This is a genomic window from Mesorhizobium sp. PAMC28654 (assembly GCF_020616515.1).
Taxonomy (GTDB): Bacteria; Pseudomonadota; Alphaproteobacteria; order Rhizobiales; family Rhizobiaceae; genus Mesorhizobium.
In genome coordinates this window covers 5,788,039-5,801,408 of record NZ_CP085135.1, presented here as the reverse complement: position 1 = coordinate 5,801,408, position 13,370 = coordinate 5,788,039, and the positions used below count along the sequence as shown (strand labels likewise).

Annotated in this window: 11 protein-coding genes and 3 pseudogenes; 4 read left to right on the top strand and 10 right to left on the bottom strand. The window is 62.7% G+C overall.

The features are described 5' to 3' along the window. Window positions 1-8 precede the first annotated feature (8 nt). The 3 genes from LGH82_RS28525 to LGH82_RS28515 form a co-directional block, all read right to left on the bottom strand. On the bottom strand, window positions 9-542 hold the full coding sequence (locus LGH82_RS28525) for a sterol desaturase family protein (protein ID WP_227345894.1): 534 nt from the start codon (window positions 540-542) through the stop codon (window positions 9-11). Window positions 543-721: 179 nt separating this feature from the next. Continuing rightward, window positions 722-865 carry a hypothetical protein gene (locus tag LGH82_RS28520; protein WP_227345893.1) on the bottom strand — a complete coding sequence of 48 codons (144 nt, stop codon included), beginning with the start codon at window positions 863-865 and terminating at the stop codon, window positions 722-724. A gap of 117 nt (window positions 866-982) precedes the next feature. Further along, on the bottom strand, window positions 983-1,507 hold the full coding sequence (locus LGH82_RS28515; RefSeq protein WP_227345892.1) for a hypothetical protein: 525 nt from the start codon (window positions 1,505-1,507) through the stop codon (window positions 983-985). Between the two features lie 191 nt (window positions 1,508-1,698). Between LGH82_RS28515 and LGH82_RS28510 the strand changes: the two genes are divergently transcribed. After that, on the top strand, window positions 1,699-2,607 hold the full coding sequence (locus tag LGH82_RS28510) for a LysR substrate-binding domain-containing protein (RefSeq protein ID WP_227345891.1): 909 nt from the start codon (window positions 1,699-1,701) through the stop codon (window positions 2,605-2,607). A 29-nt stretch (window positions 2,608-2,636) separates the two neighbouring features. On the opposite strand, the gene LGH82_RS28505 is transcribed toward LGH82_RS28510, so the two are convergent. The 4 genes from LGH82_RS28505 to LGH82_RS28490 form a co-directional block, all read right to left on the bottom strand. After that, complete coding sequence (locus LGH82_RS28505; protein WP_227345890.1) at window positions 2,637-2,807, bottom strand: hypothetical protein; 171 nt, start codon at window positions 2,805-2,807, stop codon at window positions 2,637-2,639. Window positions 2,808-2,851: 44 nt separating this feature from the next. Next, window positions 2,852-3,931, bottom strand: a complete 1,080-nt coding sequence (locus LGH82_RS28500) for a MerR family transcriptional regulator (RefSeq protein ID WP_227345889.1) — start codon at window positions 3,929-3,931, stop codon at window positions 2,852-2,854. 53 nt (window positions 3,932-3,984) lie between these two features. Then, a protein-coding gene (locus LGH82_RS28495) for an IS630 family transposase (protein WP_227343924.1) occupies window positions 3,985-4,933 on the bottom strand; the annotation gives its coding sequence in 2 pieces (ribosomal slippage) (window positions 3,985-4,591 and window positions 4,590-4,933; 951 coding nt in all). 145 nt (window positions 4,934-5,078) lie between these two features. Beyond that, a complete protein-coding gene (locus LGH82_RS28490) occupies window positions 5,079-6,020 on the bottom strand; it encodes a LysR family transcriptional regulator (RefSeq protein ID WP_227345888.1) in 942 nt (313 codons plus the stop codon). A 100-nt stretch (window positions 6,021-6,120) separates the two neighbouring features. On the opposite strand from LGH82_RS28490, the gene LGH82_RS28485 reads away from it, so the two are divergent. Next, on the top strand, window positions 6,121-6,975 hold the full coding sequence (locus LGH82_RS28485) for an alpha/beta fold hydrolase (protein WP_227345887.1): 855 nt from the start codon (window positions 6,121-6,123) through the stop codon (window positions 6,973-6,975). Here the strand turns inward: LGH82_RS28485 and LGH82_RS28480 are convergent. Beyond that, window positions 6,938-7,759, bottom strand: a pseudogene (locus tag LGH82_RS28480) (IS3 family transposase); the annotation flags it as partial. The gene LGH82_RS28485 and the pseudogene LGH82_RS28480 overlap by 38 nt on opposite strands. A gap of 227 nt (window positions 7,760-7,986) precedes the next feature. On the opposite strand from LGH82_RS28480, the gene istA reads away from it, so the two are divergent. Both istA and istB read left to right on the top strand, forming a co-directional pair. Then, the gene (gene istA / locus LGH82_RS28475) at window positions 7,987-9,459 is read left to right on the top strand and encodes an IS21 family transposase (protein WP_227344002.1); all 1,473 of its coding nucleotides are present in this window, start codon (window positions 7,987-7,989) and stop codon (window positions 9,457-9,459) included. Further along, window positions 9,456-10,350 (top strand): annotated as a pseudogene (gene istB / locus LGH82_RS28470) (IS21-like element helper ATPase IstB). The gene istA and the pseudogene istB overlap by 4 nt, the downstream one beginning before the upstream one ends. 50 nt (window positions 10,351-10,400) lie before the next feature. Here the strand turns inward: istB and LGH82_RS28465 are convergent. Continuing rightward, window positions 10,401-10,735, bottom strand: a pseudogene (locus LGH82_RS28465) (transposase); the annotation flags it as partial. Window positions 10,736-10,915: 180 nt separating this feature from the next. Further along, complete coding sequence (locus LGH82_RS28460) at window positions 10,916-13,318, bottom strand: caspase family protein (protein WP_227345886.1); 2,403 nt, start codon at window positions 13,316-13,318, stop codon at window positions 10,916-10,918. Window positions 13,319-13,370 lie beyond the last annotated feature (52 nt).

The window sequence follows — 13,370 nt, the reverse complement described above, 5'->3', positions numbered from 1 at the left end:
GCTGATTTTCAGAGCCGCGCCGTGCGGAAAACCCGATCCCACAATACGGACGTCACGCCGAAATTGGCGTTTTCGTCGATATGATGGTGCACGGCGTGGCGGCGCTTGAGCGTGTAGAGATAGCTTGGATGGTTGGGGTGCCAGTGGTGGATCATGTGATGGATGCTGACGTACCACAGATATCCCAGCATCAGCCCGCAGCTCACGGCACTCGCCGCCACGAATCCTGAGAGCAGCCACATCGGAAGGAACGCGACAAGCGCGTGGACCCCGAGGCTGAGCCAGGTCGGCGTGCCCACCGGGCTGCGCTCTTCGACATGGTGCCGGTCGTGCAGGTCCTTGATATAGGGGACGTGATGAAGCACGAACCTGTGCAGTAGGTATTCCGTCAACGTCCACAGGACAAGAAAGCCGACCATGATGGCGATCCAGCCTGGCGCCCTCTCCGCGCCGGCTTCCGTGAGACCGATAGCCGCCAGCACCACGATCACGATGGGGTACACGACGAAGTCGCTATAGTAACCGATAAGACCGAGTTGCATCGAGGACGCCCCAGCTAGCCTTTGAAGCCGCCAACAGGCGGTTGCCTCCAGATTGCCTGCCTCGTGCGTGAGTCGCAATGCGGATGCAATCGACATAGCGTCGCGGCCCCTTGGGGCAAGGTCGGCGCCCCCCGCTGCTTTCCATGCTGGCGACCCGATGCCGGACGCCTGCTTCCATGTCAGATGACGTAGAACAGCCAGCCGCCATCGGCATGCCCGGAGGCCGTCGTCAGGGTTGCGACCTTGACCAGCGACGCGATGATCGCCGCCATCATGACCAGGACCATGAAGGCGGCGGCAACCATCAAGGGGATCGATTTCATGATGCGCTACTCGTTTGAGGCGGTGACGATGCCCCCACATCCTCTTGCCGCGCCCTTCTCCGGCATGAATGTTGCGTCAACATTGCGCGGAGCCGGTGGTTGCGTATGGAACAGGCGCTACGATGCCGTCGCACCGTCCGGGATGGCGCGAACAGCGTCTTGCTGGGGACGAACCAGCAGATAGAAGGCGGCGACGTGCGTGATCATCAGCAGTGGCACGTAGATGACGGGGATCGCGTAGGTGCCGCCCAGCAGTCCCGCGTGCGCGGGTAGGTCGGCCTGGATGGCGTGGTAGTAGTCGACGATGAGATCAACCGTTCCCACCACATTGAAGGCGACGACAAGCGGCCAGAACAGCGGGCGTATCCTCACCGTCAGCAGCGCCAGCATGGCGAGCACGCCGGTCGCGAAGTCACCATAGGCGGCAAAGGTGGCGAAGCCCGCGGGCAGGTCGGGACTGACGACGCCCGGAAGGATGAAGACGAGCCCGAAGAAACGGAAGCTGTGCAGCGTGGCAATGACGCGTTGCGCCGCAACCCCGTCCATCGATCTGAGCCATGGCCAGACATACGCACCGAAGCACAGCAGCCACGCGGCATAGCCGAGAACGAGATGGGTCACGAAGATTATCGCCGTCGGCATTCTGGTCTCCTGTCGGCTGTTGATCGATGCTGTCTCGAAGGCGGGGCGATCCAGGCCTTAGCGGCCCCTGCGTCCGCCAAAACAGCGCGCAAACCTGCGTGTTTTAAGACCTCGCGCGGTGTCTCAGAGCCTCGGGCTACTACTTAAGCCCGCTTCCATCATTCGACTATACGCTGTAATCACAACAACCTATGAAGCAGAACTACACAATCCGGCACGGGGCTTTGGAGGGCGTCGAAGTGTTCCTGGCTGTTGCCAGGCGCCGCAGCTTCCGCCGAGCCGCCGCCGATCTCGGCGTGACGCCGTCCGCCGTGAGCCAGTCCGTGCGCGCGCTGGAAGCGCGCATTGGTGCGGCGCTGTTCGTCCGCACGACGCGCAGCGTCGGCCTGACCGAAGCCGGCCAGCGGTTCCTCGACCGCGCCGGCCCGGCCTTCGACGAGATCGTCGCGGCCGGCGAGGCGGCGCGTGATCTCGGCCAACGGCCGACCGGGCTGCTGCGCCTGTCGGTGCCCCGCGCCGTCGTGCCGCTGATACTGGAGCCGATGATCGCATCGTTCTGCCAAGCCTATCCCGAGATCGAACTGGAGATCGCAGCGAGCGACGAGATGGTCGATCTGGCGACTGGCGGGTTCGATGCCGGCATCCGCCTCGGCCAATTCATCGCCGCCGACATGATCGCGGTGCGGCTGACGCCGCCGTTCCCGTTCGTGGTCATCGGCAGCCCCGACTATTTCGAGCGCCATGGCCGCCCCGAACATGTGGAAGACCTGCGCCATCACGCCTGCCTGCGCTTGCGCCGCTCGAACGGCGCCATCGCGCCCTGGTCTTTCATCGACGGCAACGGGACGATCGAGGCGCTCGTCTCGGGCCCGCTGATCGCGCATGACTATCCGACATTGGTCGGTGCAGCGATGCGCGGCGTGGGGCTGGCGCAGATCCCTCGACCGGTCGCCGAAGGTTCGATCGCGGCGGGAAAGCTCAAGCCGGTGCTGGACGGCGTCTCCGCCACGACGCCGGGCGTTTTCCTCTATCATCCTGGCAAGCGCCAGGTCCTGCCCAAGCTGCGCGCCTTCATAGATCACGCCAAATCGGCGCCCTGACTCAGGCATCGCGTGCTACCGGATCAAGGTCAGCGCCCCAAACTGCTGTCCATGCGGATGATGATGTTGAGCAGCCAGCCGCTGCCCGGATGCCCGACGGCCGTCGACATGGTCGCGACCTTGACCAGCGACGCGACGATCGCCGCCATCACCACCAGGGCCATGAAGGCGGCGGTAATCATCAGATGGATCGATTTCATGGGTGATACTCATTCGAGGATGCCCCCACCCTCTTCGCTGGCGCTTACAATGCGGGGCGCAGATAAAGGGCCGCGATCTTGCCGCGACGCGTGAGGCTGAAACCCCATTCCATCTTGGCGTTGGCAAACTGCACGTCATAGACATCCAGGCCTTGTGAGACGCCCTTGAATGAAAGGGCCTTCAACTCCCCGGCCTGATCCAGTTCGCTGCGAATGAAGTCCTTTTGCTCCAGCGCCGCCTCGGCCAGGGCCGGCACCATGCCATCGAGATCGGGTTCGCCGCGCATATGCTCCTCGATCACACGGCGCAGGATCGCTTCACTGTCCGGCACCGGCGTGTGCTCCCGAATGCGCCGCTGAAGCTCATCGTCGATGAGGCGCACCGGCTCCGGATCCATCTTGCCGGCGTGATCCTCAAATCCGTTCTGATGGTGGATCAGGCCCCGCACCTGGCCATCCTCGCGCTGAAACGTCACCTGCACCGGCAGCATCTTCATGAAGAATTCGGCGTCGCCCTCGGGGAAGATCTCGATATCCGGCTGCCCGACAACCCGGTAGAAAAGCTGGCTGTCACGACGGGAGACGATAAAAAAAGTTCCGTCGTCGGTCCCATAGGCACCAGCATAGTCATCATACAGCCTGGTTTTGGCCGCAATCTCGGTTCTTGGGCGCATTTGTTCGTAACGGCGCCAAGCTACGGTATCCTTGAGCGGTTCGGCCATGTTCGTCTCCTTTGCCAGGTTCGTGAGGTCGTCGATCGATGCGGTGGCTCCGGATCGAATCTTGGATTGCAGGGCCTCGATCACCTGCAATCCGCGTTCGGCGCGCTTGCGCGCATCCGCCAGCGCGTCGCGCTGCAGGGCAAGTATTCGCGCCAGATCGGCATGATGACCGCGCAGCAGTTTCGAGATGTCCCGCAGGCTAAGGCCGAGTGACTTGAGCGCCATTATCTCGCTCAGGCGGGCGATCTCGTTGCTGCCGTACAGTCGCCACTGTTTGAACGTGCGACGCGGTGAGATCAGGCCATGTTGCTCATAGAGCCGGAGAGCCCGAATACTTATGCCGATCCGCTCCGAGCATTCCAGAGCGGTGAGAAACTCGTCTTCCTGAGCGCGACCGTGCATCGAAAACTCCTCATGGAATCTTCCTTACGGTATGACGCTAGAGCAGAATCTGATCATTCCGGCTCATATCCTGTTGCGGCGAAGTAGTTGGCGCACTCGGTTGGTGTGAAGCAAGGCAGTGCGGCGCTGATGGTATCCCACAATTCCGCGACGGTTCGTGCGGCGGCTTTGCGTAGAATCGATTTCAGCTTGGAAAAGGCGTTCTCGATCGGGTTGAAGTCGGGGGAATAGGGCGGGAGGAACATCATCCTTGCGCCGGTTGCTTCGATCGCCACACGGGCGGCTGCGCTTTTGTGCGCCGGCAGGTTGTCGAGGATCACGACATCGTCGGGCCGCAGCGTCGGCACGAGAACCTGCTCGACATAGGCGACAAACCATTCGCCAGTCATCGGGCCGTCCAGGACCATTGGCGCGGTCATGCCAGTGAGGCGCAGGGCGCCGGTGAACGTCGTCGTCTTCCAATGGCCATGCGGGATTGGCGATCGGCACCGCATCCCGCGCTTCGTGCGCCCCCGCAGTCGAGCCATCTTTGTCGAGGCTCCGGTCTCGTCGATGAAGACCAGATGCTCGGGATCAAGATCGGGCTGGGCGTCGAACCAGGCGTTTCGTCGCGCCGCCACGTCTGGCCGCTCCTGCTCGCTGGCGTGCGCCGTTTTTTTTGAAGGTCATGGAGTGACGATCGAGAAACCGCCAGATCGTGCTCGTCGCAAACGACGCGCCATGCTCCTGTCGCAGCAACTCGGCGAGTTCGACCAGCGTGATGTCCACCCGCCTCTCGATCGCCGCCAGGATGATGTCGCGATACGCTTCAACGCGGTGGGACCGCCTGTCGCCGCCCTGCGGCTTTGCGCAGGTGGCTCCGGTCTCGCGCCATTCCCGGACCCAACGCACCGAGCTTGCCGCCGCCACGCCAAATCGCGCCGCTGCCGCCCGTCGCGACAGGCCGCCATCAACCGCTGCGACCACCCGAGCCCGCAAATCTTCCGATAAGGATTTCGCCATGCCATGCCGGCCTCCGAATCCAGCAGATATGCTGAATCAGATTTCCAATCCCAACGAAACCCCTATCGATTCTATCCGCTCGGATTTTGCTCTAGGTTCGGCTCAAGCGGAAAATTTGGCGTTTTGTCGAAAAAACCGACGGGCCTCAGCCCGACGCTTTCTGCGTTTGCCGGCCTGTTGTCGGCTCAAGCGCGCGTAGCGCCGGCGCCTCCTGCTGGATATGATCCCACAGGCGGTTCGCGATCGGCCCGTGCGGGCGGTCGCGGCGGCGCGCCACCACCAGTTCCTCGGTGCGGCCCGGCAGATGCCGGCCGGCAATGGATCGCATGCGTCCGTCGCGCAGCTCTTCCTCGATCAGGAAGCGGGGCATGTGGCCCCATCCAAGGCCCTGCAGGATGATCTCCTTCTTCATTCCCTGGTCGGCCACCATGCATTGCGGAGCGCCTTCGATCATGAAGTAGTCCTGCCGTGGCGAATGGCGGGCCGTGTCGCGCATCACGCATTGGGTGAAGGCGTGCATCTGGTCCGGCGTGATCGGCTGCCTGATGCGCTCCGGCAGAAAGCCCGGCGCCACCACGGGAATGAACGGCACCTTGCACAGGTCGACCCACTCCACCCGCGCATCGCCCTTGTCGATCCAGTGCAGGATCAGATCGGCCTCCCCATCGAGCAGGCGCTCCCACGGACCGGCCACCGCTTCGAAGTGCAAGTGCAGGCGCGTGCCCGGGCACTGGACGAAGAACCGTCCGAGCATCCCCAACACAAGCGGGCGCGGGCAGACGTCGCCGATCACCACATGAACATCGCTCTCCTCGCCCATGGACAGCTGGGCGGCATGGACACGCAGGCCTTCCATCTCGCGCAGTAGCGATTGCGCCCGGCGATGGAATGATAGGCCCGCCTCGGTCGGGCGCACGCGATAGCCGCTGCGATCGAGAAGAGTGAGGTCGAGCTGCCGCTCCAGCTTGGCGATAGCGGCGAACACCGCCGGGTGCGAGCGATGCAGCATGGTCGCCGCCGGCTGAAAGCCGCCAGTGCGGACCACGGCATCGAAGCATTGCAGGTCGTGCAAGGTGAATTCGGCCATGTCAACTTTTCCGACAGAGATTGTCCTATCTTTGTAATATCAACAAAAATCGGGCACGACTACGCTCTGCCTCATTCAATGTCCCAAAAGGAATCTTCCCATGAATGAGCTGAGTTTCGTAACCATCGGCGACGGCACGCGCATCGCCTACCGCTTCGACGGTGACGCCGGAAAGCCGGTGCTGGTGCTGTCGAACTCCATCGCCACCACGTTGCGTATGTGGGACGGCCAGATCGGCGAACTGTCGAAACATTTCCGCGTCCTGCGCTACGATTTTCGCGGCCACGGCGGATCGAGCACCCCAGTCGGTGCCTACTCGCTCGACCGGCTTGGCCGCGACGTGATCGAACTGCTCGATGCGCTCAGCCTTGAAAGGGTTGACTTCCTCGGCCTGTCGCTGGGCGGCTTCGTCGGGCAGTGGCTCGGCATCCATGCGCCCGAACGGATCGACCGGCTGATCCTGAGCAACACCTCGTCCCATCTCGCGCCCGCAAGCTATTTCGACGAGCGGATTGTCGCCGTGCAACAGGCTGATGACATGTCGGAGACCGCTGAGGTCTTCCTCGGCAACTGGTTCCCGGCACCCATGGTGGCGGCCAACGGGCCCGTCATCGAGGAGTTCCGCGCCATGCTGCTGGCCATCGACCGGCAAGGCCTGGCGGGCCTCTTCGCGGCGGTTCGCGATGCGGACCTTCGCCGCACCATAGCGCTGATTTCCCGGCCGACGCTTGTGATCGCCGGCCAGTACGACACCGTGACAGCTCTAAGCCATAGCGAGTTGATCGCGACGACGGTGCCCGGCGCGAAGCTGGTTCTCCTGCCCGCGGTTCACCTGTCGAACGTCGAATATCCCGCCGAGTTCATGCAGGCCGTGCTCGGTTTTTGGACTTGCTTCGGTAAAGTGGAGAGCGGGTTGCTCATTCGGCGGCGTTTCGCTCGAACTGCATCGGGCTGATGTAGTCGAGCGCGGAATGCCGCCGGATGGGATTGTAGAAGCCGTCGATATATCGGGCAATGGCGGCTTGGGCATCGGCGCGGGTAAGGAAAGAGGTGCGCCAGATCAGTTCAGTTTTCAGCGTCTTGAAGAATGTTTCGACCATGGCGTTATCAAAGCAATTGCCCTTGCCTGACATTGAGATGATGACGCCGGCGGCACGCAATTCGGCTTGGTAGTCGATAGAACAATATTGGCTGCCGCGGTCGGAGTGGTGAATGAGGCCGGGTTCCGGCTGCCGCATGACGAACGCCTTGTTGAGCGCTGCCAGAGCCAGGCTGCGGTGTAGCCGGTTGCCAGCAGCCCAGCCAACGACCTTGCGGGCAAACAGATCGATGACGACAGCAAGGTACAACCAGCCCTCCCGCGTCCAGATGTAGGAGATGTCGGCACCCCATTTCTGGTTGGGACCAGTGGCGGCAAAATCCTGGTCGATGACATTGGGGGCAACCGGAAAGGCGTGTTCGCTGTCCGTCGTGCGCTTGAACCGCCGCTTCTGTCTTGCCTGGAGGCCATTCTCCCGCATCAGACGCGCCGTTCGTCGCCGGCCAATGGCAAAGCCATTGTCTTGCAGTTCCCGCGTCATGCGCGGGCTACCATAGGTTCCGTTCGACAGCGCGAACGACGATCGCACATGCGCCAGCATTATCATGTCGTCGCGCTGCCGGCGGCACGCCGGCCGGCGCCCCCAGGCAAAGTAGCCGCTCGGGCTGACACCCAGCGTCGCGCACAAACGGTCCACAGGGATGCGCGGCGACAAACAAGGTGAGACTCAGCGTCAATCAGGATGAGACTCGGCGGCGGGGGTGTGACGAAGGGAGGGCGTAGCCCGACCGGAGTTACACCCCCGCCGCCGCGCAATTTTTCAGCGTCTTATGATCGCGGTCGGCCCGGTAGCTTGGTGGTTTTCTGGAATGGAGAACCATCTTTGTGCCGGGTCGCCATGTAACCGATCATCAGACGAGGCTTTTTATGAAGTACCGACAAAACAATTCTATCGAGGTCGCCGCCGCCAAGGCGTCGATCAGCAGGGCGACGGCCTATCGCATCAAGACGGACGCGCACCTGCCATCGCAAAAGCAAAAGGCTCGTGGCCGGCGGAGGCCTGACCCTCTCGAGCATATCTTCGATGCCGAGGTCGTTCCCCTTTTGAAGGCGGCGCCAGGCATCCGTGTTGTCGCCATCTATGAGGAGATGCTGCGGCGGCACCCGGAACTGAGCGCGGGCATTCGCCGAACGCTGGAGCGGCGCATCCGGTCATGGCGTGCCATCCACGGCGAAGAGCAGGAGGTTATCTTCCGCCAGCTTCACGAACCCGGCCGACTCGGGCTATCGGATTTTACCGACATGGGCAGCCTTGACGTGTCGATCGCCGGCCAGTCTCTTGATCATCTACTCTACCACTTCCGGCTCGCCTGGTCCGGCTTTGAACACACCCATGTCATTCTCGGCGGCGAGAGCTTCGTGGCCCTGGCCGAAGGACTGCAGAACGCGCTGTGGTCGCTTGGGGGAGCGCCGCTCTATCATCGCAGCGACAGCCTGTCGGCGGCTTTCCGCAACCTCAGCGCCGATGCGAAGGAGGATCTCACGCATCGCTACGAAGAGCTTTGCGCGCACTACCGCATGACGCCGACCCGCAACAACAAGGGCATCGCGCACGAGAACGGTTCGATCGAAAGCAGCCATGGCCATCTCAAGGATGCCATCCGTGACGCCCTTCTGATGCGCGGCAGCAGAAATTTCGACGATCTCGGCGCGTATCGAGCCTTCATCGACGAGATCGTCAGCCGGCACAACGCCAATCATGGCAAGCGCATCGATGCCGAACGCCCTCAACTGCAGGAACTTCCAGACCAGCGGACCAGCGACTTCGAGGAGGTGGTCGTCACCGTGTCGCGGACCGGCGGCTTCACCTTGCGCAAGGTCTTCTACACCGTTCCCTCCCGCCTGATCGGACATCGGCTTCGCATCCGCCTGTTCGATGATCGCCTCGAGGTCTTTATGGGAGGAACAAAGCTGATGACGCTGCCCAGGGGCCGAGGCCATGCCGACGGGAGGCACGATCAGGTCGTCAACTATCGGCACGTCATCCATTCCCTGCGCAAAAAGCCGATGGCGCTTCTTAATCTCGTCTATCGTGACAAGCTCTTCCCGCGGCAGGAATACCGCAGGGCCTTCGACGAGCTCATTGAGCGGCTGCCGGACAGGCAGGCGTGCAAGATCATGGTCGATCTGCTGGCGCTGGCCCACGATCGAGGCTGCGAGCGTGAGCTTGCCGAGCAACTCACCGAGACCCTCGACGCCGGCGACCTGCCCGATATTGCCGTCTTGCGAACCCTCCTCGGCCCGGACCCCGCACGGCTGCCGACCGTCTTGGTGCAACTCGCTTCCCTTAACGGCTATGAAGCCCTGATCGGGGCAACCCATGTGGGAGACGTCGCATGAGCAACGCCCACACCATCGACGAAGCCCGCCTCGGCATCATGCTCAACGAACTCCGGCTACCGACGATCAAGACGCTCTGGGCGCAATTTGCCGAGCAGGCCGATAGAGAGGGGTGGCCCGCCGCCCGGTTCCTCTCGGCCATCGCCGAGCATGAGCTGGCCGAACGGGCACATCGCAGGATCGAACGGCATCTGACCGAAGCGCATCTGCCGCCCGGAAAGACGCTCGACAGCTTCGCCTTCGACGCCGTACCCATGGTCTCCAAGGCCCAGGTCATGGCCATGACCGCCGGTGACAGCTGGCTCGCCAAGGGCGCCAATATCCTGTTGTTCGGCCCACCCGGTGGCGGAAAGTCGCATCTTGCGGCAGCGATCGGACTCGCCCTCATTGAGAACGGCTGGCGCGTGCAGTTCGCCCGAACCACCGATCTCGTGCAGAAGCTCCAGATCGCGCGGCGAGAGCTGCAGCTCGAAGCCGCCATCGCCAAGCTCGACAAGTTCGATCTGCTCATCCTCGACGATCTGGCCTACGTCACCAAGGACCAGGCCGAAACGAGCGTGCTCTTCGAACTCATCTGCGCAAGATATGAGCGGCGTTCCATCATGATCACCGCCAATCAGCCCTTCGGAGAATGGAACAGAATCTTTTCCGGACCCCGCCATGACCCTCGCCGCAGTGGACCGACTTGTTCACCACGCAACGATCTTCGAGATGAACGTCGAAAGCTACCGGCGCAGATCCGCCATGGAAGCCAAACGCCAGCGCGGCAGGCCAGCCTCTTACGCGACAATCAAGAACAAACACGAACTTGTCGCGGAGCGGCAATCAGAAATAGATGAAGGCCTTGCCAGCGACAATCAGCATGATAATTTGCACGTGACCGCGACCTGAGAATCTCATCCAGATCGCCGCTCACGTCTCATCCAGATCGTCGCGCTATACACAGGGAAATCCTTCTTCGCCTGGTCGATGAGCGCGAACCTCACCGACTTCCCTCCTTGACGAAAAAAGCCGTCGCCCGTTTCAAGATATCCCGCTCCTGCCGAAGGATTTCATTCTCCCGCCGCAGCCGTTTCAATTCAGCGGCGACATCAGCATCAGGCGGACGCCCAGGATCGCCCATCTCACGATCCAGCTGCCGACCCATCCATCGCGTCAGCGTCGAGAAACCAACACCAAGATCCTCCGCGATCTGCCGCTTCGTCCGACCGCTCGTTCGCACAAGGCCAACCGCCTCCGCCTTGAACGCATCCGTAAACTGTCTCTGTTTCGTCATCGAGGTCGCCTTTCATCAGAAGGAAACTCTCCACTTTTTCGGGGCAAGTCCATTTCTGCGCTGAGCCGGGTTGCGACGCGCACCCTGCCCGCAACGCAAAACGGGCGGTTCAGAACCTGAACCGCCCGTGCATTTCCTCGGATCAAGCCGCCCCGCGAGGCGGCTTGATGACAGGCCCGCCTACTTGCAGGGCGGCTCGCCCGGATGGCCGCAAACCGGTTTCTTGCCGCCGCCGCCCTGGGGCTTCGGCTGTGGCTGGGGCTTCGGCTGTGCCTGCGGCTGCCGGTGCACCTGCTGCATCTGCTGCTTGGGCGGGGCGTGGAACTCCGGCTTCGGCGGCCTGGGCTGGCTCTGCACCTTCATCTGCGGATTGCCATTGCCATTGTTGACCTTGAACTTCGGCTGGCCATTGCCGTTGTCGCCACCGTTCGCGGGCGGCTTGCGGAACTTGGCGCCGTTGCCGTTGCCCTGGTTTCCGTTGCCCTGGTTCGCATTGTTTTGGCCATTCGTCTGGCCATTGCCCTGGTTGTGAAGCTTCTTGAACTTGCCGTTGGGCGGGTTCTGGCCGGAAGTCTGGCCGTTGACCACCGATGGGTTGTTCGCTCCATTTGTCGTGGGCGTGCCATTGGCCCCCGGCACCTTGCGCAACTTGGCGTTCTTGCCGGTTCCGTTCTGGCCGGTTCCGTTCTGGCCATTCTGGCCATTCGCGCCATTTTGCCCATTCACCACCGGATTGCCGGTCACGGCGTTTCCACCCGCCGTGCCCTGCTTGTTCAGCTTCCTGGACTTGTTGTTCGGCAGGTTCTGGCCATTGTTGGGCAGGTTCTGGCCGTTGAGCACCGGCTTGCCATTGACGAGCGGCAGCGTCTTGCCGTCGGCGCCGGGCAAAGCGTGACCGGTGAGCTTGTCGGCCGGCAGTGTTTTCGACAGCGGCTGCTGGCCACCCTGCCCCGGCTTCAGCGGCAGGCCGCCCGGGTTCTGCCCCCCGTTCTGCCCATTGTTCTGCTTCGACAGAACGGCTTCCTTCTTCTGCAGGAAGGCAGGCAGCGCCACCTTGGTCGCAAGTGCCGCCGCACCGACGCCCACGGCGACACCGGTCAGCTTCTGGCCGGTGGTCAAGCCACCGCCCTGGTTGTTGTTCTCGTTGATCGTCGTGTTGTTGATGATCGTGGTGTTGTGGATGTTGTTGAAGATGACATTGTTGGGCGGTGGGAAGATGTCATGCGGAGGGTTGACCCACACCGGCACGGGCACGAAAACCGGCGTCGGCAGCAGGAACACACCGATCGGCGGCGGCGGCGCCTGCAGCACGATGAAGTCGCGCGGCCGCTCCTGCAGGAAGATCACGGCCACGGGCGGCGGCGGATCGAAGCCGAACTCGGGGTCGTCGAAATAGAGCACCGGCCGGTCGACATAGATGATTTCTTCCGGCGGCGGCGGCGGCACGTCATAGTCATAAACAGCGAAACTCTGCGGGGGCTCAAGTGCCGCATCGAAATGCTCGAGACGACGGCGCGCATCCCAGGCATGCGGGCCATGCGGATAGCGCTCGAGATAGGACCAGTAGGCTTCCGGCGTGTCCCGGAGCCAGGTCTGGCGCCAGGTGATCGCCTCGCGCCTTGCCGCCAGGATCGCGCGCACGCGCTTGGCCATCGGGTCGTGCGGATAGGCGACGATGAAATCCTCGTAGCCGCCCATCGTGTCGCGGTCGAGCGCCGCGACATAGGCGTCACGCGCGTCGAAATCGCGGATCTGCTTGGTCCGGTTCGTCCGCACCTCGGCCGCCGAGACCTGCGGCGCCGGAGCATCCGGGCCACGGTCGAAGAAGACGAAGGAATCGTTGATCTTGGAGGCATTCCAGGGCACTTCCGCGCCATCCGTCACCTCGTTGACCCGCAGCCGCGTCCGGTCGAACACGTCGCCCAATGCCAGGCCGCCGTCGCGCATCATTTCGGCCAGTGCCGGGGCATAGGCGCCATAGGGCCCCTTGCCCTCGGGCGCGACCGTGCCGGGAGCGGCGTTGAAGGCGATCAGCATGTTCGGGTCGGGATCGACCAGCGCCAGGCCGCCGGCGAGCGGCTGGTTGGACCTGACGAAGGTATTCGGCCGCGCCGCATCGAGCACGATGATGTTGACCTTGGTCGGCAAGGCCGCGAGCGGCTTGGTGAGATCGGAGACACGCACCGCGCCGATCGGAACGTCGGCGGCATTGTTTATCTGGGCATCGACGGGCACGAAGTAATTTTCGCCTTCGAACTGCACGCCATAGCCGGCGAGATAGACGAAGACGACCGCGTCGGGTCCGGCGGCGGTGACCTTGGCCAGGAAATCGCGATATGCGCCGCGCAGCGATTCCTGGTCGACATCGCGCGCGCCGACCACGTCGAAACCAGCCGCCTGCAGTGTCTGGGCGATCAGGCCGGCATCATTGGCCGTCGTGGCGAGCGCGCCCGACGGATAGGCGGCATTGCCGATGACGAAGGCGAGCCGTTTTTCGCCCTGCGCCAGCGCCCCCGCGGTGGATCCCACCGCGAAGGCGATCAACGCCACGAAGAATGTAATATATTTCGAGATCTTCCACATTACGATTACCCATCGATTTGAGAGCAACGAAGGCTCTTAGAGAAGACATCCC